Genomic DNA, 25,451 nt, shown 5'->3' with positions numbered 1-25,451 from the left:
ATATACCTTTACAACATCCGGTCATAGATATGATATTACTGAATATGGAATCCGCTCTTTACATCTGACTCAGGAACTCCTCCAGGGAATCTGCTTTGGCTGCTAGTTTCAACCATCTTGTCAGTGTCTGCAGATTCTTCTCATCTTCGATTCTGCTTCGAAGATCTGCTGGAAGCTGGCATTTATCTTCCAATATATCCAATATATCTTCTATTTTGGCTTCCGCTTTTCCCTCTGCTTTTCCCTCTGCGCGTTCATCTCTCAACATTTCTTCAAAGATCATAAAACGCTCCTCCATTTCACGATTCGATTTTACCCTATAGATGGTATTCTGAAGTTTTCTTACAAAATCATCTTTAAAATCGATTTCACTTTCGTCAAGATCTGCTTTAACAAAGTGCAGGAACTTCACAAGCTCTTCCGGGACTTCTTCTTCATTTTCCCCACGTGTACTCAGAAAAATACTTTTACAGCCTTCCCGAAGCATTACATCTGCATCTTCTGCACAGCGCCATTCAAAAGTATAACGATACCTTTGCTTGCCAAATGGGTCAAAATCACAAATGAAAATAACGTACACATCTGGCAGTTCCGCGTAATCACTGCCACTTAGCAACAACTCCATATCAATTTGTCCATGATAATAACGGGATCGCTTTCCCAGTTCTGACTTCTTTGCGACCTGCATCTCCACGTTATAACGCGTATTTTTCTCATCCTTAGCATAGACATCCAAACGAACCCCTTTATATTCCGGATGATACACGATACTTTTTTCTTTACTGACTTCTACCCGGTCAATTGGAAACCCTAACGCAAGTTCCAGAAAACTCTTACAATTATCTTCTTCCATCATCACTGCGCCGAACATGAAATTGTCCTTGATTGTAAGTTCCTTTAATTGTTTCCTTTGCTTCATAATATTTCCTCCACATATGCAGAGGAATTCTATGAGTTGATTATAGCATATGAAATCAAGTGATACTATATATTAATATAAATCACTATATAATTCTTCCTGATATACACCATCTTCAATCTGATTTTTTGCTTCACGGATTTCATCTGCCCTCATTTTCAAATCCGTAACTATACACTTAATCAATTTCGTACAATTTTCATATCTTCTTTCAGCCCTTTTGCAATGACTGAAGGTATTCCATTCAATACCCTCAGTCACCGCCGGGCTGACAGAAGAGACTACCTTTCCATTATTCTATATCTAATATAAGTTTCATCGCCCATGGCGGCACATCTACATCCTCATAATCTTCTTTCAGGAACACGAATGCTGTCTCATAAGGCGGCATCTTGGAAGGATAGATACCTTTCCCATCGGTAAAATAAAGCAGTCCTTTCAATCGTTCAAATGCATGTTGGCCCATCAGCTGTTCCACATAGGCAAATGCCGGACGAAAATCCGTTCCTCCTTCTCCTCTAAGCTCCAGATGCTCCATATATTCCTTTAATTCTTCTTCACAAGTCACCTTCTGATCCATCTGTATCTGGTCATCACACTGAATAATGTGAATATTTACTTTTCGAAAAAAGCTGTCATTTTCACTTAGTACACTGTATGTCTCTTCCAGAAATCTCTTCACCAATTCTCCAGAACAAGACATAGAAGTATCAACTACAATCGCGAATTCCTCTACCTTCTGAACCTCTTTCCACTCCTGCGGTTCAATCAACGGCATATTCCCGTACAGTGACAGACCATAACTATAGAAGACATAATCAAAGGAATCCTGATCGACTGCCATCTCCTCCTTCAATACTGAAAACTTCCGCAGAAACTGCCGATAATCCATCCGTTCCCGGTTCTCTACTCGTACCTGTTCTACCAGATTCCCCGCCTCTGCAGATGCCTCCTTGGAAAACGTCTCCATATCAGTCTCCATCTGCTCACTGATATCCTTCCACCTTTGTTCAATCTGCTCCTGCTTCTTCTGATCATCGTCGGAGGGCCAATAACTATGGTCATCCATACGGAATTCTGCTTCCATACGCACCATCTCATCTTCAGACAGTCCCCACCTTATCAATACACCATATACCTTCTCTGCAGTAAGAACTTTCATCTCCTTGTGAAGCTTCCGATAAGTCTCTCTTCGAAGCCAGGAACGACTCTTCATTACACAACGATGCTGCATACCATCAATCATGGATTCTGTCACGATATCACAGGCAAGATGATACAGCCGCTCTTCCCGCCCTCTTCTTCTGACCATATGCCGGAAGATTCCGTGAAGAACCAGATGAAGATAGATCCGATTCACCTGTATCCGGTCTTCCCGATACAGTCCACCTAGATACTGAGGATGATAATACAGATAGAGTCCATCCGTTCCCATGCCTTCTGAGCCCTCATCCATGACATATACCAGACTGCTCAAGGCCACATCCAGGAATCTCATCTTCAGATACAACTCATTTCTGGCAGCCTTCAGAATCTTCTGGCTGACCATATTCAATTTATCACCTGTCGTTAATTCTCTCTCCATAGATACTAAGCTTTCTCTATAATTCAAATGTCTTTTTCTTCTTTGGAAAGCATCGGTGCTTTTCATCCATAAGAAAACTCAACACTTCCGTCTTCTTCTCCTCTGTCGCCTTCTTCACTGCATGCTCCAGTGCTTCCGGCGTCCAATAATTCCCCAGAGACAGAAAATGAAGTCCTTCTATATCTTCTGCTGTAATCAGAACATCTGCTGCCACCTCTACATGTTCTCTAAGATAAACCTCATAAGCATCCTGCGCTGCTTTTGACAACTGATAAGGGTATCTTACCCGGTTCAGCACTAATTCCGCTGCTACATCCGGCTGCTCCTCCGCTACCGTATGGTACAACAGTTCATCATATTTCTTATAATCCAGCTTCCGATCATAGAAGCACTGACGATAATATCCTCCGGCGCCATGATGATGGGTCACCAGAATTCTTGCCGGCGTATTCTCCACAGCCTCTTCATAATGCTCTGGAAATAATACTTGCGCCATTCCATTTTCATAATACAGCTTTGTGCGGATTGCATATCGCATCTCGTCTACAATTGATTTCAGACAGCATCGTTCTCCGTAGAAGAAATGAATCTCTACTTCTTCCAGATGGCATCCCGTCAGTGCGCCGCCTCCCAAGTCCAGCAGACTATCTGACAATATAAGCCTTTTAAGATTCCTGCAGCGATAGAATGCATATCTTCCAATCTCTCTTACCTGCGCCGGAAGCCAGATCTCAGTCACAGAAGTTCCACAGATTCTATTCCGCTTTCCCACAAGACTTGCATCTTCATGTTCCCAGACAGATACCCCTTCTTCCTCTTCACGATTTTCAGCGAACGCATAAGGGGCAATTCCAACAATTGGTACGCCATGAATCTCATCCGGCAGGATGATTTGTCCTTCGATACCATAACAACTTGTAATCACAATACCTTGATTCGTATCTTTATAATGAATCTCTGGGCAGATCTGCCCACTTCTCTTCTCCCACATATTCTCTGATTAATAATACCCTTTCCACATGTTCAAATACATATGCAGATTCGTCTCTATATATAGGCAGATTGTCTGTCTCAGGCTCTGTTCCTGTGGGTTCTCTGCTGCAGCCATTACATACCGCACGCCACTTCTCCTGGCATAGTGATCTGCCTTTCGAAGATGCCACCCGTTCGTCACTACCACACAATCCCGAAAGCCACAATGCCTCATCAACTTTGCAGCATACATCAGATTATGATATGTACTGACCGCCTGTTTCTCTTCCAGAATATAATCTTCCGGTACTCCCAGTTCCATCGCATACTGCTTCATTGCCTCAGCTTCCACATATGCATTATGTACAGCAGCTCCAGACATAATCAGATAACGGACTTTCTTTTCCTTCCACAGTTCCACTGCTTTCTCCACCCTGCTCCTCAACAGATCAGAAGGGGTTCCATCCTCTTCTACCTGACATCCACAGACAACTGCACAATCATATTTATCCTGCTCCCAACACTTCTTCGGGGCACGAAACATCATACAAAATAAGCATCCATTCGTTGCTAATACTCCCGCTGCCAGCCATCCAATTCTATTCTTTAATCTCTTCATATTCTCTTCCTTCTTTCGTACTCCATGTATTTTACACTCTTTCCACTTTCTTTTCAAGGAAATAGGCACATATGATTCCATACATGATTGTTTTCCAGCTCTCATATATATATGATAACAATATTCTATGGAGTATCTATGCTGTCAATCCACCAATTCATCCGATATATCGGTATTCTTCTACTCTTCATATGTTGCTTTTTTGCCGGTCGGTTTGTCGCCTCCAGACAGATCTCCTCTGACTCTGCCGACTCTCCTGTCTCTTCCACATCCGTCCTGCCAACAACAGAGAACTGGGGACTAAGCTTTCAGGAAGAGGGACAGCCACCAATCGCAAATGCAACTTTTGATGAATTAGAAAAATACAACGCATATTATGCCAAGGACACTGATAAAAAAGTCATCTATCTGACCTTTGACTGTGGTTATGAAAATGGCAATACTGTTGCTATCTTAGATGCCCTAAAGAAACATAACACACCCGCTGCCTTCTTCGTAGTTGGGAACTTCCTCTCTGACAACCCAGATCTAATCAGACGAATGGTCGAAGAAGGGCACATTGTAGGGAACCACACCTTCCATCATCCCGACATGTCCCAGATCTCAACCAAAGAAGCCTTTGCACAGGAATTAAAAGATGTAGAAGACTTGTATCAGGAGATCACCGGTAAAACCATGAACAAGTTCTATCGACCCCCGCAAGGTAAATACAGTACTGAGAATCTCCAGATGGCCAAAGATCTGGGATATCGCACTTTTTTCTGGAGTCTTGCCTACGTAGACTGGTACGAAGATAAACAGCCAACCAAAGAGGAAGCCTTCGATAAGCTTCTCACCCGGATCCATCCGGGTGCCATTGTTCTTCTTCACAGTACTTCCAGCACCAATGCTCAGATTCTTGATGAACTCTTAAGCAAATGGGAAGAGATGGGATACACATTCGAATCTCTAGATGAGATATAGACATACCTCGGAGTATTCTTCCATACTCCGAGGAGATAAAAAGGCTTGAAATCACAATGATAAACACGTATGATAACATTAATAGGAGGTCTATGATCATGACAACCCAAGAATTGGAATTTGCAATTTTCTGTATTGAATCGGTAGCTCAAGAACAAAAAACCGACGCCAAAGTAATATATCAGGCACTCACTCAAAAAAGTAATCTTCTCTATGACTATGTCATACCTTGCTATGACAGCCTCCATACGCAGAGTAAAGAATATATCGTAGATGATCTGATTCACATTATGCAAGAAAGAGGTGTCTTATGATTCTATACCATGGCTCCTATCAGATAATTGAACATCCTGATACCGAACATTCCAGAAAGCGTCTGGACTTCGGACAAGGATTCTATCTGACTCCTCTAGAATCTCAGGCTGTACGATGGGTACAAAAGTACAAACGCCAGGATCTTCCTGGAATTATTAACCAATATCAGCTCAATGAAGATAAGTTGCATGAATATCGCATCAAGACCTTTTTGCATTATGATTCTGAATGGCTCCGCTTCGTTGTACAGAACCGACAAGGACATATCTCATCTTCTGAATATGATCTGATTCGCGGCGGCATTGCCAATGATAAAGTATTCAATACTATTGAATTATATCTGGAACACTTAATATCTGAAGAAGAAACACTAGGACGATTGCAATACCATAAACCGTCTTATCAGATATGTATTACCAGCCAGGAACTGCTCGATCAACATCTGATTTTTCAATCCTATTACGAGGTATAATATATGGAAGCAAATAAAACTCTCCTTCATATGAAATACGCCAAAATCGTCATTGCACTTGCTGAAAAGCTGCAATGTTCAACTGAACATGCCCTGGATCTCTTCTATTGTTCTACTACACGCCAATTAATAGAAGAAGGTGTCAGTGACTTGCATTGCAGAAGTGATTACTATCTTGCAGATGAAATCATCTTAGAATACCACTATAAAAAAGAATATCAAAAAGGGCAGCTCGACAGGCTGACTGCCTATCAAGATGCCCTTACAAAGCTTCTCAATTCATAATAGAATCTTATTCAACGGTAACGGATTTGGCCAGATTTCTCGGCTTATCTACATCACATCCACGTCCTACTGCAATATAATATGCAAAGAGCTGTAGAGGAATAATTGCCAGAGAATTGGTAAAATACTTGTTCGTCTCTGGAATATAGATCACGTAATCTGCTGCTCGCTCTACATCTGTATTACCTTCTATTGTCACTGCCATAACGAATGCACCACGAGTTCTGACCTCTTCCATATTACTGATCATCTTTTTATACAGATCCTTCTGAGTAAGAACTGCAGCCACCAGTGTACCCTCTTCCACCAGGGATATGGTACCATGCTTCAGTTCACCTGCTGCATAAGCCTCTGAATGAATGTAAGAGATCTCTTTTAACTTCAAAGAACCTTCCATGGAAATCGCATGATCAATTCCTCGTCCAATAAAGAAGACATCTCTTGCTGCCAGATAGCGGTTCGCGAATTTCTGAATATTCTCCTTATTATTCAGCAGCATCTCAACCTGTGCCGGAAGCGCTTTCAGATCAGCCAGCAGCTCTGCCAACTCTTTGTCATCAATCTGCCCTCTTACATGTGCAAACTTCATTGCAAGAAGATACATCGCGATCAACTGCGCAGAATAAGCCTTGGTCGTTGCAACCGCAATCTCCGGTCCAGCCCACGTATACATAACATTATCTGCTTCTCTTGCAATCGAACTTCCCACAACATTCACAACGCCAAGTACCCTCGCGCCTCTTTTCTTGGACTCTCGAAGTGCAGCCAACGTATCTGCCGTCTCACCAGACTGACTGATGACAACCACCATGGTATTCTCATCCAGAATGGGATTCCTGTAACGGAACTCAGACGCAAGATCTACTTCTACCGGTATCCTCGTCAGATCTTCAAAGATATATTTACTACTATATCCCACATGAGAAGCCGATCCGCAAGCAACGATCATAATCTTCTGAACCTTCTGAATCTCTTCATCTGTCATTCCTAATTCTTCAATCACAATATTACCATCCTTGATTCTCGGAGAGAACGTGTCTGTAATTGCCTTCGGCTGTTCATACATCTCCTTCAGCATGAAGTATTCATAGCCACCCTTCTCAGCCGCGTTCACATCCCACTCAATTCTGGTAGCCTTCTTTTCTATCGGCTCTTCATCCACATTAAAGAATTCCATAGAATCTGCTTTCATGCGGACAATCTCTTCATTCTCAATAAAGACCACATCTCTGGTATAACGAAGAACTGCCGGTACATCAGACGCAAGAATGCTTCCTCCCTCTGTATGCCCCACGATCAATGGACTGTCCTTACGCACAGCATATAATTCATCCGGATGATCCTGGAAGATGATTCCCAATGCATAAGAGCCTTCCATACGATGCATGATCTTCGTCACAGCCTCTAATGGGTTACCATGATAATAATAATCCAGCAGGTGTGCAATAATCTCCGTATCCGTCTCTGACACGAACTCATATCCATGCTTCTCTAACTTCTTCTTCAGCTTCAGATAATTCTCAATGATTCCATTATGTACCACTACGATACTCTTATCCTTATTGAAATGTGGATGTGCATTCACATCTGACGGTGAACCGTGAGTTGCCCATCTCGTATGACCGATTCCCACTGTCCCCGGAAGTGTTGCCCCATCATGTGTCAGTTCATTCAGTACCTTCAGTCTTCCCTTAGACTTGACCATATCAATCTTCTCACCATTGTATACTGCAATGCCGGCAGAATCATATCCACGGTATTCCAGTTTGGATAATCCGTCCAAGAGAATTGGTGCTGCCTGTTGATTTCCGATGTATCCTACAATTCCACACATATTTTTTTCTCCTTACTTTGTTCTTGTATTTGTACAAAACAATATTTTTTTTGCATTATCAATGTGTATTGTATCAAATTCTCACTCAAATGTAAAGAACGAAGGGGAATGCGCCCCGCATTCCCCTTCGTATAACATTAATCAAGATCAATAAAGTCAACCTTAAACGTATCATCTGGTTCCATATGACCACGCTTCTTAGGCTGGCTGCTCAGAAGTTCATCCAGGTCATCGATGATATCTTCTGGCTCATCGTTATCATAGCCGTATTCTTCTTCGTAATCAACTTCATCGTCAAAATCATCGTAATCGGCATCCTCATAATCAACTTCTTCAAACTCATCAAAGTCGTCTTCATCACCATAATCGTCAAAATCATCTTCGTCTCTTAGGTTAGCTGTCTTCGCAGGAACTCGAACCGCCGGCTCATTCTTAGCCTTTCCCGAAGCCTTCTTCTCTGTGTTTTTCCCTTTTGACGCCTTCTTACCTTTTGCCTGTTCTTCTTCCTCTTCATCCAGATCAATACCATATTCATCATATAGATCGTCCAATTCCAGATTCCGATGACGCAGCTTGACAGCAACCACAATGATAATAATCAATAATATGAGCAGAAGAAGTCCACCAAGAATGACTGCAATATCCAGGAAATCTTCAATAAACCGAAGTATCTTACCCCATAATCCCTTGGGAGATGATTTCGTCTGTGTATCATCGGCAGATGCCTGTGGCTCATATCTCTGATATGTCTTATCCACCGTATCATAACGATACAGCGCCTTCTCTCCATCTGAATTCAACGCATAGATCATATAATAATCTGCATTGTCTGTATCTTGCCATGCGGTGAACTCTTTTCCATTCATGGTCAGAGTCGTTTCCTGATACTGACTCGGAAGCTTTGTCGATCCATCATCCCGTAAAAGAACCAGATATCGATCCTGTGCAATCTCCACTTCCTCGAATGGGATAAAGGTTCCGCTGTCACTGATATATAAGAAGAAGTCTGCCTCTCCGCCATCCACCGGTGTCAGATACATTGCAGATTCACCACTGGCTGCCTGTGTCACAACCTGACAAGTTGTTCCCTCAAAGGTCATCTCGCTTCTCTCGAATCCACTCGGGATCACAGCATCTGAAAAATCATTGGAAACTACATACTGTACGCCATCCACTTCCACCTGTGGACCATCTCCACTGACTGTGCCTGTATCCTCATCTTCCGTAATCAGAGACGGATCTCCGGGACCAATCGTTACTGCTGAACTACCATTGGTAATCTGCAGAGAAGAACCAGAAGAATCCTTTCCTGATGCCTGTGACACCTCAACCTTCGCAGTACCTTCTTCCAGAGCCTGGAACTTAAGGATAAAATCCATACTCGTTCCACTTCCACTACCTGACAGTGTAATCGTTCCATCCCCTCCAGATGCATTATCACCACTGATAAACTTCAACATACTACTGTCATAAGTCAATGTTGCATCCAAAGACTGTATATTCACTGATGACGTTAACTTTGCAGTTACTTCAACTTCCGCGCCTACGGTCGTAGACGGGTCTGTAAAACGCAATTCTGCAGATGCCGCATTCACAACCGTGGATATGCATGGACATAACATACACACCAACAATAATGAAGCAAGTGCTTTTCTTATTCTTCTCATGTAATCTACCTCGTTTTCTCTATACTCCACTTTTCTTCTTACATACCGAACTCGTCAGCTCCACCACCGGCTTCTCCTCCGCCAGTTTCTTCAGTTCCGCCGCCGGTCTCTCCGCCGCCGGTCTCCCCGGTTCCACCGGTTTCGCCGCTTCCACCGGTTCCTGTATTGCCGCCGGTTCCGCTGCTTCCACCGGTTCCTGCATTGCCGCCGGTTCCGCCACTCCAATTATTATTTCCACCTGTCGTTCCGGAAGAATTTCCTGTTCCACTGCCAGAATAGGTCTCCTCAGGCTGTTCCATAATTCCTTGTGTCGCTTCATCGGTGTCTGCCTGTCTGTCACCGGCTTTCGCTACAATCTTACTGCTGATGGAATTCACCGTCGACGATGCCGTATACGTATCACTCTCTCCATACAAGAACTTATGAAGCTGTTCCACATTACTGCTCAAAGTAACCGGAATTACGACACTTCCTACATTAGCTAATGTATCCGTTGATTTGTCAAATGGAAAACCTGTCGTCTCTCCCAATTGATAATCAAATGCATCCTTGGCATACTCCAGAATCTCTGTCAAAGTAAAGTTCGTAGACACTTCTGGGAATACCTCGTCAATAATCTTGTTAATCTGTGCAAGACTTGCCCCCTGCAGCTTCTCTATAATCTTCGTCAGGACATCTCTCTGTCGTTCCGCACGCTTGAAATCATCTCCAGCCGTATATCGGATTCTGGCATAAGCGGTCGCCTGTACTCCATTCAATGTCTGAAGCCCCGGTTCAGTCACTCCAGGTGATTCTTTTCCTGTCACCTTCATAATCTCGGTCGCATAACCACAGATGTAAGAGATCTCTTCTTCCTGGACATCAATCTCAATGCCGCCAACTGCATCAATCACATCAATCAACGCATTAAAATTCACCGTCACATAATGTTCAATATCCAGATCCAGATTCTTATTCAACATTGCCAGTGCATCTTCCGGCCCGCCAAAGGAATACGCTGAATTGGCCTTATTCAAGGTACCATCTTTTTGCTCCATCAAGGTATCACGATACACAGAGACAATCTTCACTTCCATAGTCTCCCGATTCAGACTGGCAATCATGATTGTATCGCTTCGAGTATCCCCATCCAACTCATTATCACGGGAATCCACACCGAAAAGTGCAACATTCAGATAACCCGTACCTCGTTCCTTCGCTTCTTCTGATATACTTAACGCTTCGCTATCCAGCTCTGTCGTCTCAATCTTCGACAATTTACTTGCCAGAATCACAGCTCCGGCCGCTGCAACCAACGCTACGGTTCCACCAAGAATGGCTCCAATCTTCTTACCTAATGACCAGGCAGCAAATCCACGTTTCTTCGATCTGCGACCACGTCTATAGTGCTTTCTTCCTTTTGCCATTATCCAAAATCCTTTCTTCTATTCCTGCTTATGGTAACACTCTTCACTATATTACTCCATTTTCCTCAAAACTTCAATGAAAAATCGCGGTTTTCTAAGGATTTTCCCAATATGTCGTACTCATAGAACAGAACCTTACAAGCCACAGCGGCAATTTCTTATACTTTTGTCCTAATTTGTATCCCAGATACTTGCATCCGCTCTTATAGACCAGACACGGAATCAGATAAGGCTTCTTACTCTTTATCAGATGCAGCGCAGTCCGCTTTACCAGGCGAATCCCCTCACTTTCGGACCGGATCCCCTCAAACACTTCCGGGTGATCCACCTGTGACACTGCCAGATCAAAGTTACGATGGAACTGCTGGATTCCTGAATAATTGTGCGAATGAATCACCTGGGCATCTGCCGCATATGCCACAGAATATCCATGCTGCACCATCTGTGCTGCCATAATCATATCTTCATTGAAGATCGTCTTCTTCGTGAATCCCCCTAATTCCAGGTACACTTTTCTGCGATAAGCTGCACATACATCCGAACAGAAGTAAGTCTTAATCCCCAATTCCGTGAGATCTTCCTTCCCTTTGATTCTGCTTTCTCCCGGATAGTTGAATGTACGCGTATAACGCTCAATAAAATCACAATCCCTGGCCGGAAGTTGTCTTGCATAAGATACACTTACCTTCTCATACTCTTCCAGCGGCCGTACCAATGCCTCAATCAATCTTGCATTCGCAGGCACAGCATCCTGTGTCATGAATACCACTACATCCGCATCCGACATGGATAACCCCAAGTCACGTGTTGCACCATGATCGAACTCTTCCGGCAGAATACGCTGCACCGTCACCCCTGGCATCTGCTCCACTTCTTCTGGAAAATGGTCTGATCTTGTATCAATAACATAGATATGATGCACCGGATAGCTCTGCTTTCCTAACCTTCTTAAGAGTTCTTCAAACTTTTCATCCGGATGATATGTCGGGATGACCACATCCACCTTACTCTGATTGCTCATCTTACTACTCATTCCTTTTCTTACTCTCATCATATCCGACAAACCAATACATCACCCCTGTCAATACCAGCCAGAACCATGTTGTCGGATTACTGAACCACGTCGTAAAGAAAGCCAGCCCAAGATAGATTGCCAGCTGCCCATAGAACAGATACGCAACCGGATTCTTGCTGTTCTTCACAATACGAGTCAACACTTTCGCAGCTATTCCGATCATCAGTGCTGCACAGAATACTCCGACAATCCCAAAGTCATAATATGCATCATAGAACATCGTCAATGTAGTCAATTCTGGTTTCGTCAGATAGACCGCAGAAGATGTCAACTGCGGAAATATGAATTTCAAACCTGTCAGAGCAAATACCGGGAACAACATTCTGATTCCCCAGGTATGTTCCGTCAGCTGCACTACCATACAGTTAAAATTCTCAAAATTATTCGCCACATACATATAAGGCTGGGTGACGAAGATTGGCATCTTCTCATACTTCATCTCGAAGATGCTGTTCAGATAAGTCACATCATGATGTCGGAATACCGTCAGGATAACATAAATTGGAATTACTGCCACAATCAGTATTGCCATCGTCCGCAGACGAATCTTCTTATTGACTATAATATATGTAACCACCGCAAACCCAACTGCAAATAATAGCTGGAATCTAGAAACACACAAAAACGGAATGGCTATCGCAATTATATTCGTAACTGCCAGAATCAGCTTATTTATGATTGATATTCCATTACTGACCTTCACATATAATATAGTAATCGCCGGAATCAGGATGCAACTAATCGTGAAATAATGTACCCCCGACACATGAAAATAAGAATAGGCATGTGGTTCACTCGAAAACAATGGAATAAATCCTACTTTCAACGCTTCAAATGCAAAGCATACTACCGATGCAACCGCCAGTCCAATCATACATTGGAACAATCTTTTCGCCTGCTTCTCATTCTTCTCCAGCTCTTTTTCTTCTATCTTACCATATCTCTGTCCCCACTCATACCCAATGCCGAATCCGGCATAGATCAAGAAAAAGCATAGCCAGGTAATATAACTCCAATCTGTCTGTAACTTACTTAGCTGAAGGCAGGCAATCCCCTGACCGCCGACCCAGGCCAATGTAAATAATGCCCGCAATTCTACCAGACCACCAGTCTCGCATACCCAATGCGCATACAGAAATAGTGCTTCTCCTATGAGAATTGCTCCTGACAGATAATAAAACCCAGCAAGAGATGCGATATAGCTGGCGAAAAATGTCAGCATATATGTTCCATATTCCAATATAATATTATTCCGACTGCGTTCCCTCATCGTGTATATCTCCTTCAAATGTAGACTCCATGGCATTGGTATCCTCTGTCACTCCTGACAGATAGATAATATCATCATGTATCTGCTGTACTTTTTCTGATGGCTGATAAGAAGTCTCACCAAATAAATTCTCATGCAATTGTGTCACATTACCTACAAAATCAATAGGTATAACATAAGAGCCCTCATGATTTCGTACAGACTCATCTGTCGTTACCGCGTATGGGAATCCAGAAGTATCTACGATATTATAATCCAGAATATGTGCCGCGAATCCTAACATATCCTTAATCGTCAGATTCGTAGAGATCTGCGGAAACACCTTATTAACAATCTCATTCAATGTAAGAACATTCGCTTTTTTTGCCTTTTCTGCCACTTTCTGCAATACCACTCTCTGTCTCTCCGTTCTCTTGAAATCATTTCCTTCCGTATAACGGATTCTGGCATATCCTACCGCATGAACACCGTCCAACAGCTGGGTTCCCGCCTTTTCTTCAATCGGAATCATCTCCTGTCCTACCACTTGCGCCGTCTCAAAGGCATATCCATTACTGTAAAATGCTTCTTCTGCAGTCATATCCATCTCAATTCCGCCCAATGCATCGATCACATCCACCAACGCACTGAAGTTCACACTCACATAATTCTGAATATCCAGATCGAAATTCCGATTCAACAGGCTGATTGCATCTTCCGGACCTCCGATATTATAAGCTGAATTCGCCTTTTCATAAGTTCCATCCGCCTGTTGAAGAAGTGTATCTCGGTACACAGACACAATCCTGACATCATGTGTCTCATTATTGATACTTGCGATCATGATACAGTCACTCTGTACACCGCCCTCTAATTCACCATTTCTGGAATCCAGACCAAACAATGCAATATTGGTATACGGTCCTGTGTCCCGATACGCTTCTAGATTATCCAGATTCAGAACATTCATATCCAGCTTATCAAGCTTAAAGATGCCATATGCCACTACACATAAGGCAGCCAATATCACTACTTCAACGAATAAGACAGCGATTCTTTTTCTTCTCTTTCTTCGTCTACGCTTCTTGCGTTCTTCACGCTCAGCCTTCTTACTCATACGCTTCTTTTTACTCATACTGTATCTCCCTCGTATAGACTAATAAGCGTTCTTATTAACAAAACCTTTAAAAAATGTTAAAAATATAATCTTAAAGTCAAATCCCAAAGTCCAGTTCTCAATATAATAGAGATCGTATTCAATCCGCTTACGGATGGAAGTATCTCCACGATATCCATTGACCTGTGCCCATCCTGTAAGACCAGGACGCACCTGATGCTTTACTCGATATCTTGGTATCTCCTCACTGAACTTCTCAACAAACTGCGGCCGCTCCGGTCTCGGTCCTACCAGACTCATGTCACCTTTCAGGATGTTAAAGAGCTGTGGGAGTTCATCAATACTCGTCTTACGGATGAACTTTCCAATCGGAGTTACACGGGGATCATTCTTAGTCGTCCATCCTGCTTTCTCCTCCTTAGCCTCCTGAACTATCATGGAACGGAACTTATACATATAAAATGGCTTATTCTGAAGCCCGATTCTCTCCTGCTTGAATATCAACGGTCCCGGAGCAGTCACTTTAATAATAATCGCTACCACCGCCATAATTGGTGAAAACAATATAATTGCAACCAACGAGCCAAATATATCCACACAACGCTTCATAACAGCATTGAGCATATTATTCAATGGTACGTGACGGATGTTAATAACCGGAAGTCCTAACAGATCCTCTGTATAAGGCTTGGTAGGGATAATATTATTATAGTCAGGAATAAACTTCGTATGCACACCTGACTTCTCACACATACCTACAATATGCTCCAACTTATGATATTCTGCCAGTCCCAGAGTGATCGCAATCTCGTCCAACTTGTTCTCTGGTAGAATGATCGTCAGATTCTCTGTCCGTCCAAGGACCTTAATCCCTCGGTATTCTGTTCCTCTCGGAACATTATCTGCCAGAATTCCTCTGACAATATATCCCCACTCAGGATGACTCTTAATGCGGTCAATATACTGCTCTGCTGCCCGGCTATAACCAATCAGCAGAATATGCTTCTGGTTATACCCCTGTGTTCTCATATTACGCAGAATCTCCCGGATAATATTTCTCATGAGAACTTCACAGAACACATTCACACAGAAGAAGATAAAAATCATGGTTCTGGAGAAATCCGGCTGCTTTGTCAGATATAAGAGCAGGATGAATGCCATCAGTCCTATGGAATTCGCCTGCATAATATGCCATGCTTCCAGACGTCTGCCCTGTACTCGCTTCGGCGTATACAATTGGAAGGCATAGTACAGAATCAGATACCCCGGAACAATGAAGAACAGTACCTTCATATATTCCTGTAGCGATAAGAACCATGGATCCAGCTCGAAGATGCCACTCTTGAATCTAAGGTACCATGCCGCTACATATGAAAATACAATCACTAAAGCATCCATTACTACATGCAATCTATTCAATAACTTTTGATTATCCTTAATCACATTTTTCACCCGTTTTTCTAAAATATTCCAGTCTTTCAGACACACAGTTCTGACCATTACACTTTATAATACAATAATTTGTCAAAATCGACAACCCATTGGCATGCACTTTTTCTTAACATTCTATTAATACTTTTGAAATATTTTCATTTATATCTTGCAAAATTCAGTGGCATATACTTCTTAATTTTGATATAATATGCCCATAACGACACAAAATGGAGTTTGATAAGATGAAAGTAACGATTGTAATCCCTAACTATAACGGGAAACACTTTATGGAACCATGTCTGGCATCATTAAAAGAACAGACTTGCCAAGATTATAAAGTTCTTGTTGTAGATAACGCTTCCACTGATGGAAGCCTTGAATATATGAAGGAACACTATCCCGAGATTGAAGTGATCGCCCTGGATAAAAACTACGGATTCAGTAAGGCCGTGAATGTAGGAATCCAACATTCCACCACACCTTATGTCATTCTATTGAATAACGACACCACCGTAGACCCACATTATGTAGAAGAGATGATCAAGGCAATCGAACGGTCACCAAGGATCTTCTCTGTCAGCAGCAAGATGATTCAGATGTATCACCCAGAACTTATTGACAGTGCCGGCGACCTCTATACACTTCTCGGCTGGGGTGTATGTCGTGGCACCGGACGCCCAGTGAGCAACTATACAGAAGCCGATGAGATCTTCACCGCCTGTGCAGGTGCTGCTATTTACCGACGCTCGGCTTTTGGCAAGATCGGTTATTTCGATGAGAATCACTTTGCTTATCTGGAAGACATTGACGTAGGATACCGTGCCAAGATCTATGGCTACAAGAATACCTATTGCCCTACTGCGCTCGTCTATCATGTAGGCAGTGGCACCAGCGGTTCCAAATATAACTCCTTCAAGGTCAAGTTATCCGCAAGGAACAACATCTATCTGAATTATAAGAATATGCCGATCCTGCAGCTGATTCTGAACTTTTTTCCGCTTTTTACAGGATATGTTGTCAAATATGCTTTCTTTATCAAAAAAGGCTTTGGAAAGGATTACAAAGAAGGGATCATAGAAGGACTTCAGACAATGAAAGCGCAGAAGAAAGTAAAGTTTCAACTGCGCCATCTTACAAATTATATAAAAATTGAACTCGAGCTTATTATCCATACTTTTGCTTATGTGAAAGACTGGACCACCCGAAAGATTCTAAAGCGTTAATTTTTCATAATATCAGGCTGCCATCTTGGCAGCCTGTTCTGTCTCTAAAAACGGAAAGTATCCTTCAATCCAACCCAGAGCTGATCTTTATCGCTTAAGTTCAATGCTGTTCCATCTTCCAACTGATATCCGTCAGCAGACGCTGTCCCCTGGTACGCGCCAGTCAACTGTGGCCATTCAATTCCAATCTCCGGATCATTCCACGCCAAGCCACCTTCATCTCCCGGATGGTAGAAGTCTGTACATTTATAACAGAATTCTGCAATATCGCTCAACACTAAAAACCCATGTGCGAATCCTTCTGGAATATAGAATTGCTTCTTATTCTCTTCTGTCAATTCTACCCCGAACCATTTCCCATAAGTCTCACTATCACTTCGGAGGTCAACTGCTACATCAAACACAGAACCTTTCACAACTCGCACCAATTTCCCCTGTGGAAATTCCTTCTGGAAATGTAATCCCCGAAGGACACCTTTTGTGGAGCAGGACTGATTGTCCTGTACAAAATTCATAGTAAGTCCTGCCTCTTCCATATCCCTCTGATTGTAGGTCTCCATAAAATACCCTCTGGCATCTCCATGAACAGTCGGCTCAATTACGCACAGTCCCGGAATTCCACCGGCATTTTTCTCAACTTTAATCTGTCCCATCTATATCATCTCCTATATTATAACGCGAATTAAAATTCAATCTCTTTCAGATATCTACCCAATGCATCCTGCCATGTCGGCAATGGTTCAAAACCATTCTCTATCAGCTTGCTCTTGTCGAGTCTGCTGTTGAATGGACGCACCGCCTTAGAGATTCCATACTCTTCGGTCGTTACCGGAGATACGGTCAATCTGTCTTCTGCATACTCTTCATGCCCCATCTCTACTGCCTGGCGGAAGATCTCTTTTGTGAAGTCATACCAGCTGATATAACCGCCTTCATTCGTTGCATGATAATAACCATACTTCTCTGTCTCAATCATATCCACTAATAATCTTGCAAGATCGAACGTATAAGTCGGTGTTCCAATCTGATCATTCACCACCGTTAATTTATCATGGGTCTTTCCTACATTCAGCATCGTCTTGATAAAGTTCTTACCATTCTTACCAAATACCCATGCAATCCGCACGATGAAATATTTCTCTAAAGTCTCAGATACTGCCAATTCTCCTTCCAGCTTGGTCTGTCCATAGACATTCAATGGCTTGTAATCCTTACAATCCGGCTGCCAAGGCTTCAGTCCCTGGCCATCAAACACATAGTCCGTACTGATATATACCATCTTACAATCCAGCTTCTTGCAGACATTCGCAATATTGGCTGTGCCACCTGCATTAATGGCACGTACTTTTTCAACCTTATCATCATCTTCTGCCATATCCACTGCTGTCCATGCTGCACAGTGAACGACTACATCTGGATGAACCTCTGTAATCTTCTCTTCTACAGAAGCTGCATCTGTGATATCCATCGGAATATATGGCATTGTAGTAACTGCAGAACCATCTGCCACTCCACTATATTCCGGAGCAATATCACTTCCAATTCCTTCATATCCACGCCTTGCCAGTTCGTTCATGACATCATGCCCAAGCTGGCCGCCAACGCCTGTTACTAATACCTTCATACGATTACCTCCTGCTGCCACAATTAACGATTTGCATACATCTTCTCATAATAATTCTGATATTCACCAGAGATAATAGTCTCCCACCATTCTTTATGATCCAGATACCACTGAATCGTCTTCTTGATACCATCTGCAAACTTTGTCTCCGGAAGCCATCCCAATTCATTATGAATCTTGGTTGGGTCGATTGCATAACGCATATCATGACCTTTACGGTCTGTTACATAAGTAATCAGGCTTTCTGGTTTCCCTAATTCTTTACAGATAATCTTAACAATGTCAATGTTCTTCATCTCGTTATGTCCACCGATATTGTATACTTCACCAACTCGTCCTTTGTGAATGATCAGATCAATTGCCTTACAGTGATCCTCTACATACAGCCAGTCACGGACATTCTCTCCCTTACCATATACCGGAAGTGGTTTGTCATTCAGTGCATTAGCAATCATCAATGGAATCAGCTTCTCTGGGAAATGATATGGGCCATAGTTGTTCGAACATCTACTAATGGTCACAGGGAGACCATAGGTTCTATGATATGCCAGCACTAACAGGTCAGCTGCCGCCTTCGAAGAGCTATATGGGCTACTTGTGTGAATTGGTGTTTCCTCTGTAAAGAACAGATCTGGTCTGTCCAGTGGAAGATCTCCGTACACCTCATCAGTAGATACCTGATGATAACGGGTAATTCCATATTTTCTACAAGCATCCATCAACACTGCTGTTCCTTTAATGTTCGTATCCAAGAATACTTCCGGATTCTCAATAGAACGGTCTACATGACTCTCTGCTGCAAAGTTCACCACGATATCCGGATGCTCCTCTTCGAATAATCTGTACACTGCTTCACGATCTGTGATACTCTCTTTTACAAATCTAAAATTCGGGTTGTCCATGACAGGTGCCAGTGTGGATAAATTTCCTGCATAAGTCAGACAATCCAGACATACAATACGATAATCCGGGTACTTCTCTAACATGTGAAATATAAAGTTACTTCCAATAAATCCAGCTCCGCCAGTTACAATAATTGTCATAATCATATTCTCCTTTTGTGTTCTAATGTTCTTCACAGTTCTTCACTCCACATGCGCAATCGTCGCCTCTTTTCGAGGCTCCAATCTCGCTACTATGCAGCTAAGATTGCTTATGTGGGTGAAGTTCCTGCTTCGCAGTTCAATTTCAGAAGAATAACCATTCTTTTACGTGTAAACACGAAAAGCCTGATTATTCTTCTGAAATAACTGTGAATAGTAACGTTTTTAATACAAGTTTTCTTGATACTTCCCATCTAATACGTCTTTCAGGTACTGTCCGTACTGGTTCTTTTTCAGTACTTCATAGACTTTCATGACTTCTTCTTTGCTGATCCAGCCATTCAGATATGCGATCTCTTCCAGGCATGCGATCTTACGATGCTGATGTGTCTCTACTGTCTTAACAAAATTTGTTGCATCTACCAGACTTTCATGTGTTCCGGTATCCAGCCAGGTAAATCCTTGTCCAAGGAGCTCTACATTCAGCTGATTGTCTTCCAGATAGATGCGGTTCAGGTCTGTGACCTCTAACTCGCCTCTTTTTCCAGGCTTCAGGTTCTTCGCATACTCTACGACCTTGTTATCATAGAAGTATAATCCTGTTACACAGTAATTGCTCTTTGGATGCTCTGGCTTCTCTTCAATAGAGATTGCCTTTCCGTTGTGGTCGAATTCTACGATACCAAAACGTTCCGGATCATCTACATAATAGCCGAATACTGTCGCACCTTTTCCAGACTCTGCATTTTCCACGGCCGCTTTCAGACGCTTCTTCAAGCCATGACCTGCGAATATATTATCTCCCAGAACCATTGCAACGGTATCGTCACCAATGAAGTCTGCACCAATAATAAATGCCTGTGCCAGTCCATCCGGGCTTGGCTGAACTGCATAAGAAAGATTCACACCATACTGGTGTCCATCTCCCAACAGTTCCTGAAATCTCGGTGTATCCTGTGGTGTAGAGATAATCAAGATATCACGGATACCTGCATTCATCAATACAGACATCGGATAATAGATCATCGGTTTATCATAAATTGGTAATAATTGCTTCGATGTTACCATGGTCAGAGGATACAGGCGTGTACCAGAACCTCCTGCTAATATAATTCCCTTCATAATAGGAACCTCCTTTGTAATGTATGTAATTATTATGTTCCCAATTCAGTCGATTTCATCCTGTCTAAACACATTATAAAAGGTGACCTTAGGTCACCTTCAAGTACTTTTTTAATTTTTAATAAACAAAATTATTCACAAATTTTTTCTCAAAAAAATCTTCTGTATAGACAAATGCATCTTTAAAAATATAATCTTTCAACCTCTGCATAAAAGGTGGTGTATAATTCTGATTTAACAATGCCTTGTTCTTTACCTGATTATAAATATTTGCATTTTTATCTGCACTACAAACCAATATGTAATAAACATGTAACTTAGCAAACTTAACAGGATTTACCACGTCAAAAATAGCATTTTCATATCCTTCTTCTGTCATTGTATAAAACATGTCTAATATCATATACCAATTTTCATATGCCTTTTTAATGATATTATCCTTTGTTGTTTTTTTATCACTTCTTATAGGACAATCTTTAAATTCAATCAAATACCATTCATTATTTTTGTTAATCATAAATGCATCTACAGTAGTAATAGGATTCTCCTTCAAGGAAGATGCCTTAACTTTTCTATACCCATCTTTTGCTAATACATCCATAGATACCACTTCTAAATCTCCACCACTATTACATAGATATCGTGATTCATCATTTGTATTATTCAGGGACACTTCATGTAAAGAAGATAAAAATGATAATTCTATTCCATTTCTCATTAAATATCTCACTACTGTGTCTTTAAATACATCAAAATTACTCATCCTCATCCATTCCTATTTCATACCTAAGTTTATCTAATAACATACTGGGAGTTACCAGTTGGTTATAGATTCTTTCCAAATTATTTGTAACATTATCAAAAACTACTAATTCATCCTCCATTCTCGACAAATAAAAATTACTCTTGTCATTTAACTTATATTTTTTTACACTTAATTCTATAGCCTCCAAAAAATCACGGCTATGTGTTGTAACTACAATACTCAGATCAAACATTTTCTGCAAAAGAACAATTAATTCTGCATAAACCAATTGCCATTCAGGATGAAGATGAATCTCTGGCTCATCCAAAATAAGTACATCTTTTTCTTTAAGAATTCCCTTTTCCAACAGCATCTTTACTAATACAAAAGACTTTAACCCTGCTGAAAGATTCTCAAAATGAACTGGCTCTTGATATTCTTCTGAGCTTAATTCCCATTGTCCATTTCGCACGGATATCTTTCCTTTTGTTATCTGATCCAAAATATTATATATCTCTTTTAGACTATCTTTCGCCTTAACTGCATCAAATATACCTTCCATTAGATCATCGTCACTTAATCGTTCAATCAATTGATTACGAATTGTATTATTAGACAAGAAATAAAATCCTGTTAAATTATCCAAAACAAAAGGATCGTCAATAAAAAAAGCTTCATGCAAAATATTATACTCTGTCTCCCATTTGACACATTCATTATTTTCAAACTGAATTGATAATTCTTTATTTTTAATTACCAATGTTACCTTTGCTTTTTTTTCAGCTCCTTTTAAACATTGGATTTGAGAATCAAATACCTGTGTGAAAAATCTCTGTATTAATTCTAATGCAATCTCATAATCGTCATTTTTCTTTAACGAAACAATTTTATCATATGTATTTTCAAGAATCTCTTCAACTCTTTCTTCTGATAATTCTACATTATATTTTTTTAGAATATCTATTAATATCTTATGATATTTTAATTTATCAACTGTACCCTGTCTCACAAGAATATTGCTAAACTCTTTACTTATTCTGTCAGATATCGTTCTTGGTGAACGTAATTCATGCATAAATGCATTGCGCATACCCCTATTGCATACATCATATATATTCTCAATTCTTCGCTTTTCTATCTTTCCTTCTATATCATATAGAGAATTAAAAGAAGAATATAATACTTTTCCAATTGTACTTTTTGCCGAATTGTTTTCTCCTGCTATTACTGTAATCCCATCAATCATTATATCTGCATGCTTTATTTTCGCAAAATTATCAATAATTAATTTCATTTTAAAATACCTTCTGCCCATTTCATTTATTCATCTTGAGTTCAGTATAACAATAACTATTAAAAATCACAAGGAAAGATTCAAATTCTTGCCATCGTTTTGTCGACATTATCTGACAATAATCCCTATTATTTTAAATATGCTTTCGGGAAATGAATATCCCTGCTTCTTTCGTAATCCGAAATCCCACATCCGTCTTTCTCTTCACATACGCACGAAATTCCTTATACCGTTCCGCAATATACTGGCCCTGATTCCCATGGCAGGAAAGTACATAAGAGATTAATGGCTCCGGTTCCGGAACCAACAGATAATCTTCATATTCTCTCCATTCATTTTCCGAAAAGTAATCTTTTAGAATCTCAGCACCATTCTCTTTCCCAAACCGCTCATACAATTTATCTGCTGAAAGTACGATTCTGTCATCGAATCCCTGGACCAAACGGCTGACTTCTATCATATGGTTCCTTCCATAGGTACTACACAAGAAACATCCTCCCGGCTTAAGTACCCGCCGTACCTCCTGACACACCTTCGAAACATCATCACAATAGAACAGAACATGGTTCGCCACCACCAAATCGAAGCTCTCATCCTCACAAGGGATCTGATGACAATCGAACACCCGAAATGTAAACCGCAAATCTTCCATACCAATAGCTCGTCTTGCATCTCGAAGCATTCCTTCTGATATATCCGATAACGTTATCCCCACTTCTTTCGGTAACTTTTTCAAATTACTGCTCCATAACGTACCATCACCACAGCCAATCTCCAACACCTGCATATCCGACCGCATCTCCATCTGTTCATAGATCCACGGAAACCATCCTTGTGGATTCTGCGAATACAGACTGTGAAGATGAATCCTGGCAGATATATTCGACGCATTCTGATATTGGTTCTTCATGCTCTTCTCCATCCCAGTCAGATGAATCAGATTCAACATCTGATTCCAGTCTATGGTATGCTCCGCCTGAATCGCCTCAGAAGTATCCTTAATAGCCTTCTCCACCAGCTGCATCTGCTCGATACGATCTTGCACCAGTTTCAGCTGAATATTCAATGCATTCAACATAAAATGATAATCTGCATCATCAATGGTCATCTCCCTAATATCATCTAATGAGAATCCCAGATACTTCAACAAAAGAATCTGCTGCAATCTTGCAAAATCCTCATCTGTATAAAAACGAGCCCCCGCTTCGCTCACGAAGGAGGGCTTTAATATATCTTGTTTGTCATAATAGCGAATTGTCCGCAAAGTCACATGCGCCATACGGGCAAATTCACCGGAAGAATAATAACCTGTTTTTTTCATCATGTACTCCTTCCAGTGTATCCTCTCACCTGTCAAATTCTATGAAAATGTTGTCATATAGCCTGGATATTCAGCATGTCCAGTAGACAAAGTATCTCCATCCACTGTAACCTGAATCTGTTCACAATCATATGCATCCAGGAATGTATTACAGATACTTCCCATTACAAAGTATTCACCAGTAGATCCCATGCTGGAAATATAAGAAGCGAATGCGTCATTGAAATCAAGTAATATTGTCGATTTTCCGTCTACAGTCGTTGTCTCAAATGACAGAATCTCAACATCCGCTGCAATTGCTCCTTTTTCAATTAATGCATTCAATACTTCTTCTGGAGACAAAGAGTTAATCTGTACTTCCTCAGTGGTAAATGCTGTAGCATCATCATTACTGTAGTATATCGTAATATCCGCTGGCTGTCCTTCGGATTTTTGTGTATCACCAACTTCTTCTGATTCTTCTGCCTGGTCAGATTCTTCCTGATCCACTATAGATTCATTTTCTTTTTCTTCCTGTGTTGCTGATTCGGATGTCTTCTCAGCATCTGTGGTTTTACTACAAGCAGTCAAACATAATATTCCTACTAATAGCAAGCTAGATAACATTATTCTCTTTTTCATGATTCGCACTCCTCTTTTCATACATTTTATATTTACAATGCAAAAATCGGATTAATATAATCTTTCATAAGACTAAATCCATAACCGACAGCAGCTGCCCATCCTTTTCCATTCGGATTTTCCGAGATTCCCAACCATTCAACATAAGGTGCTGATCCTCGTGTCGGATATTTGAATCTTGGGTCTACACAGTCCTGATTTAATGGCTCAACCGATGCATATGCTTTCAAATGTTGAACCTGCGCACGCAAACCTATCTGTACATTTTCAAAAGATTCTCCCGGTACTCCGTTTCCTATTGCACCAATTCCCGCAAAATTGTATTGCTCTGGCTTCACGTCTCCTCCATATTGGAGATACCCAGTTTCTTTCATTGCCTGCCCAAATACTACTTCTGGCTTTACATTCTCTGCAATAGCTGAATATTCCTGTGCGGTAACACCGCAAATCCGGCAGACGGGAAACCGTCTGTCCGGACTTGCGGGAACCGCTTATGCGAGTTTACTCGCGTAATGCTTTATCTAAGCCGTATACCTCTCGCATTGA

Annotated in this window: 25 protein-coding genes; 5 read left to right on the top strand and 20 right to left on the bottom strand. The window is 41.3% G+C overall.

Going from position 1 to position 25,451, the window contains the following annotated elements; all coding sequences use genetic code 11:
* Positions 1–58: 58 nt before the first annotated feature.
* From JQM81_RS03455 to JQM81_RS03440, 4 genes are all read right to left on the bottom strand, one after another.
* The gene (locus JQM81_RS03455) at positions 59–919 is read right to left on the bottom strand and encodes an Rpn family recombination-promoting nuclease/putative transposase (protein ID WP_235232141.1); all 861 of its coding nucleotides are present in this window, start codon (positions 917–919) and stop codon (positions 59–61) included.
* Positions 920–1,211: 292 nt separating this feature from the next.
* Positions 1,212–2,504 carry a VWA-like domain-containing protein gene (locus tag JQM81_RS03450; protein WP_235232140.1) on the bottom strand — a complete coding sequence of 431 codons (1,293 nt, stop codon included), beginning with the start codon at positions 2,502–2,504 and terminating at the stop codon, positions 1,212–1,214.
* Positions 2,505–2,520: 16 nt separating this feature from the next.
* Positions 2,521–3,495, bottom strand: coding sequence for a leucine-rich repeat protein (locus JQM81_RS03445; RefSeq protein WP_235232139.1), 975 nt, complete (start codon positions 3,493–3,495; stop codon positions 2,521–2,523).
* 9 nt (positions 3,496–3,504) lie between these two features.
* Positions 3,505–4,095, bottom strand: coding sequence for a YdcF family protein (locus tag JQM81_RS03440; protein ID WP_235232138.1), 591 nt, complete (start codon positions 4,093–4,095; stop codon positions 3,505–3,507).
* Between the two features lie 138 nt (positions 4,096–4,233).
* Between JQM81_RS03440 and pdaA the strand changes: the two genes are divergently transcribed.
* The 4 genes from pdaA to JQM81_RS03420 all read left to right on the top strand — a co-directional run bounded on the left by pdaA (position 4,234) and on the right by JQM81_RS03420 (position 6,130).
* Positions 4,234–5,058 (top strand): delta-lactam-biosynthetic de-N-acetylase, encoded by an 825-nt coding sequence (pdaA, locus tag JQM81_RS03435; RefSeq protein WP_235232136.1) that lies wholly within the window; start codon positions 4,234–4,236, stop codon positions 5,056–5,058.
* A 98-nt stretch (positions 5,059–5,156) separates the two neighbouring features.
* Positions 5,157–5,372 (top strand): DUF3791 domain-containing protein, encoded by a 216-nt coding sequence (locus JQM81_RS03430; RefSeq protein ID WP_235232135.1) that lies wholly within the window; start codon positions 5,157–5,159, stop codon positions 5,370–5,372.
* On the top strand, positions 5,369–5,845 hold the full coding sequence (locus JQM81_RS03425; protein WP_235232134.1) for a DUF3990 domain-containing protein: 477 nt from the start codon (positions 5,369–5,371) through the stop codon (positions 5,843–5,845). Before JQM81_RS03430 ends, JQM81_RS03425 begins: the two co-directional genes overlap by 4 nt.
* Before the next feature lie 3 nt (positions 5,846–5,848).
* On the top strand, positions 5,849–6,130 hold the full coding sequence (locus JQM81_RS03420; RefSeq protein ID WP_235232133.1) for a DUF3791 domain-containing protein: 282 nt from the start codon (positions 5,849–5,851) through the stop codon (positions 6,128–6,130).
* Between the two features lie 7 nt (positions 6,131–6,137).
* On the opposite strand, the gene glmS is transcribed toward JQM81_RS03420, so the two are convergent.
* The 7 genes from glmS to JQM81_RS03385 form a co-directional block, all read right to left on the bottom strand.
* Positions 6,138–7,964: a glutamine--fructose-6-phosphate transaminase (isomerizing) gene (gene glmS / locus JQM81_RS03415; protein ID WP_235232132.1), complete on the bottom strand. Its 1,827-nt coding sequence runs from the start codon at positions 7,962–7,964 to the stop codon at positions 6,138–6,140.
* Positions 7,965–8,101: 137 nt separating this feature from the next.
* Positions 8,102–9,631: a cohesin domain-containing protein gene (locus JQM81_RS03410; RefSeq protein WP_235232131.1), complete on the bottom strand. Its 1,530-nt coding sequence runs from the start codon at positions 9,629–9,631 to the stop codon at positions 8,102–8,104.
* Between the two features lie 38 nt (positions 9,632–9,669).
* Positions 9,670–11,037, bottom strand: a complete 1,368-nt coding sequence (locus tag JQM81_RS03405) for an LCP family protein (protein WP_235232130.1) — start codon at positions 11,035–11,037, stop codon at positions 9,670–9,672.
* Positions 11,038–11,131: 94 nt separating this feature from the next.
* Positions 11,132–12,070, bottom strand: coding sequence for a glycosyltransferase family 2 protein (locus tag JQM81_RS03400; RefSeq protein ID WP_235232129.1), 939 nt, complete (start codon positions 12,068–12,070; stop codon positions 11,132–11,134).
* Entirely contained in the window at positions 12,063–13,382 is a 1,320-nt protein-coding gene (locus tag JQM81_RS03395; RefSeq protein ID WP_235232128.1) for an O-antigen polymerase, read from the bottom strand. Before JQM81_RS03395 ends, JQM81_RS03400 begins: the two co-directional genes overlap by 8 nt.
* Entirely contained in the window at positions 13,360–14,496 is a 1,137-nt protein-coding gene (locus JQM81_RS03390) for an LCP family protein (RefSeq protein WP_235232127.1), read from the bottom strand. The genes JQM81_RS03395 and JQM81_RS03390 overlap by 23 nt, the downstream gene beginning before the upstream one ends.
* A gap of 21 nt (positions 14,497–14,517) precedes the next feature.
* Positions 14,518–15,921: an undecaprenyl-phosphate glucose phosphotransferase gene (locus JQM81_RS03385; RefSeq protein ID WP_235232126.1), complete on the bottom strand. Its 1,404-nt coding sequence runs from the start codon at positions 15,919–15,921 to the stop codon at positions 14,518–14,520.
* Positions 15,922–16,154: 233 nt separating this feature from the next.
* Between JQM81_RS03385 and JQM81_RS03380 the strand changes: the two genes are divergently transcribed.
* A complete protein-coding gene (locus tag JQM81_RS03380; protein WP_235232125.1) occupies positions 16,155–17,135 on the top strand; it encodes a glycosyltransferase family 2 protein in 981 nt (326 codons plus the stop codon).
* A gap of 44 nt (positions 17,136–17,179) precedes the next feature.
* Here the strand turns inward: JQM81_RS03380 and rfbC are convergent, their stop codons facing one another.
* From rfbC to JQM81_RS03335, 9 genes are all read right to left on the bottom strand, one after another.
* On the bottom strand, positions 17,180–17,788 hold the full coding sequence (gene rfbC / locus JQM81_RS03375; RefSeq protein ID WP_235232124.1) for a dTDP-4-dehydrorhamnose 3,5-epimerase: 609 nt from the start codon (positions 17,786–17,788) through the stop codon (positions 17,180–17,182).
* 29 nt (positions 17,789–17,817) lie between these two features.
* Positions 17,818–18,759, bottom strand: coding sequence for a dTDP-4-dehydrorhamnose reductase (gene rfbD, locus JQM81_RS03370; RefSeq protein WP_235232122.1), 942 nt, complete (start codon positions 18,757–18,759; stop codon positions 17,818–17,820).
* 23 nt (positions 18,760–18,782) lie between these two features.
* The gene (gene rfbB, locus JQM81_RS03365) at positions 18,783–19,802 is read right to left on the bottom strand and encodes a dTDP-glucose 4,6-dehydratase (protein ID WP_235232121.1); all 1,020 of its coding nucleotides are present in this window, start codon (positions 19,800–19,802) and stop codon (positions 18,783–18,785) included.
* A gap of 225 nt (positions 19,803–20,027) precedes the next feature.
* On the bottom strand, positions 20,028–20,924 hold the full coding sequence (gene rfbA / locus JQM81_RS03360) for a glucose-1-phosphate thymidylyltransferase RfbA (protein ID WP_235232120.1): 897 nt from the start codon (positions 20,922–20,924) through the stop codon (positions 20,028–20,030).
* 118 nt (positions 20,925–21,042) lie between these two features.
* The gene (locus tag JQM81_RS03355; RefSeq protein WP_235232119.1) at positions 21,043–21,687 is read right to left on the bottom strand and encodes a hypothetical protein; all 645 of its coding nucleotides are present in this window, start codon (positions 21,685–21,687) and stop codon (positions 21,043–21,045) included.
* Positions 21,680–22,963 carry an AAA family ATPase gene (locus JQM81_RS03350; RefSeq protein WP_235232118.1) on the bottom strand — a complete coding sequence of 428 codons (1,284 nt, stop codon included), beginning with the start codon at positions 22,961–22,963 and terminating at the stop codon, positions 21,680–21,682. Before JQM81_RS03350 ends, JQM81_RS03355 begins: the two co-directional genes overlap by 8 nt.
* A gap of 133 nt (positions 22,964–23,096) precedes the next feature.
* The gene (locus JQM81_RS03345) at positions 23,097–24,284 is read right to left on the bottom strand and encodes a MerR family transcriptional regulator (protein WP_235232223.1); all 1,188 of its coding nucleotides are present in this window, start codon (positions 24,282–24,284) and stop codon (positions 23,097–23,099) included.
* 39 nt (positions 24,285–24,323) lie between these two features.
* Positions 24,324–24,905, bottom strand: a complete 582-nt coding sequence (locus JQM81_RS03340) for a GerMN domain-containing protein (protein ID WP_235232117.1) — start codon at positions 24,903–24,905, stop codon at positions 24,324–24,326.
* A 32-nt stretch (positions 24,906–24,937) separates the two neighbouring features.
* Entirely contained in the window at positions 24,938–25,321 is a 384-nt protein-coding gene (locus JQM81_RS03335) for a glucosaminidase domain-containing protein (protein ID WP_331473065.1), read from the bottom strand.
* Positions 25,322–25,451: the final 130 nt, after the last annotated feature.

This window comes from Faecalicatena contorta, from assembly GCF_021531895.1.
Classification (GTDB): Bacteria; Bacillota; Clostridia; order Lachnospirales; family Lachnospiraceae; genus JAFBIX01.
This window is presented reverse-complemented; position numbering and strand designations above follow the sequence as displayed.

Coding starts and splice junctions, on each gene's coding strand:
- JQM81_RS03455 (WP_235232141.1), bottom strand. CDS start 919: ATGAAGCAAAGGAAACAATTAAAGGAACTTACAATCAAGGACAATTTC.
- JQM81_RS03450 (WP_235232140.1), bottom strand. CDS start 2,504: ATGGAGAGAGAATTAACGACAGGTGATAAATTGAATATGGTCAGCCAG.
- JQM81_RS03445 (WP_235232139.1), bottom strand. CDS start 3,495: ATGTGGGAGAAGAGAAGTGGGCAGATCTGCCCAGAGATTCATTATAAA.
- JQM81_RS03440 (WP_235232138.1), bottom strand. CDS start 4,095: ATGAAGAGATTAAAGAATAGAATTGGATGGCTGGCAGCGGGAGTATTA.
- pdaA (WP_235232136.1), top strand. CDS start 4,234: ATGCTGTCAATCCACCAATTCATCCGATATATCGGTATTCTTCTACTC.
- JQM81_RS03430 (WP_235232135.1), top strand. CDS start 5,157: ATGACAACCCAAGAATTGGAATTTGCAATTTTCTGTATTGAATCGGTA.
- JQM81_RS03425 (WP_235232134.1), top strand. CDS start 5,369: ATGATTCTATACCATGGCTCCTATCAGATAATTGAACATCCTGATACC.
- JQM81_RS03420 (WP_235232133.1), top strand. CDS start 5,849: ATGGAAGCAAATAAAACTCTCCTTCATATGAAATACGCCAAAATCGTC.
- glmS (WP_235232132.1), bottom strand. CDS start 7,964: ATGTGTGGAATTGTAGGATACATCGGAAATCAACAGGCAGCACCAATT.
- JQM81_RS03410 (WP_235232131.1), bottom strand. CDS start 9,631: ATGAGAAGAATAAGAAAAGCACTTGCTTCATTATTGTTGGTGTGTATG.
- JQM81_RS03405 (WP_235232130.1), bottom strand. CDS start 11,037: ATGGCAAAAGGAAGAAAGCACTATAGACGTGGTCGCAGATCGAAGAAA.
- JQM81_RS03400 (WP_235232129.1), bottom strand. CDS start 12,070: ATGAGTAGTAAGATGAGCAATCAGAGTAAGGTGGATGTGGTCATCCCG.
- JQM81_RS03395 (WP_235232128.1), bottom strand. CDS start 13,382: ATGAGGGAACGCAGTCGGAATAATATTATATTGGAATATGGAACATAT.
- JQM81_RS03390 (WP_235232127.1), bottom strand. CDS start 14,496: ATGAGTAAAAAGAAGCGTATGAGTAAGAAGGCTGAGCGTGAAGAACGC.
- JQM81_RS03380 (WP_235232125.1), top strand. CDS start 16,155: ATGAAAGTAACGATTGTAATCCCTAACTATAACGGGAAACACTTTATG.
- rfbC (WP_235232124.1), bottom strand. CDS start 17,788: ATGGGACAGATTAAAGTTGAGAAAAATGCCGGTGGAATTCCGGGACTG.
- rfbD (WP_235232122.1), bottom strand. CDS start 18,759: ATGAAGGTATTAGTAACAGGCGTTGGCGGCCAGCTTGGGCATGATGTC.
- rfbB (WP_235232121.1), bottom strand. CDS start 19,802: ATGACAATTATTGTAACTGGCGGAGCTGGATTTATTGGAAGTAACTTT.
- rfbA (WP_235232120.1), bottom strand. CDS start 20,924: ATGAAGGGAATTATATTAGCAGGAGGTTCTGGTACACGCCTGTATCCT.
- JQM81_RS03355 (WP_235232119.1), bottom strand. CDS start 21,687: ATGAGTAATTTTGATGTATTTAAAGACACAGTAGTGAGATATTTAATG.
- JQM81_RS03350 (WP_235232118.1), bottom strand. CDS start 22,963: ATGAAATTAATTATTGATAATTTTGCGAAAATAAAGCATGCAGATATA.
- JQM81_RS03345 (WP_235232223.1), bottom strand. CDS start 24,284: ATGAAAAAAACAGGTTATTATTCTTCCGGTGAATTTGCCCGTATGGCG.
- JQM81_RS03340 (WP_235232117.1), bottom strand. CDS start 24,905: ATGAAAAAGAGAATAATGTTATCTAGCTTGCTATTAGTAGGAATATTA.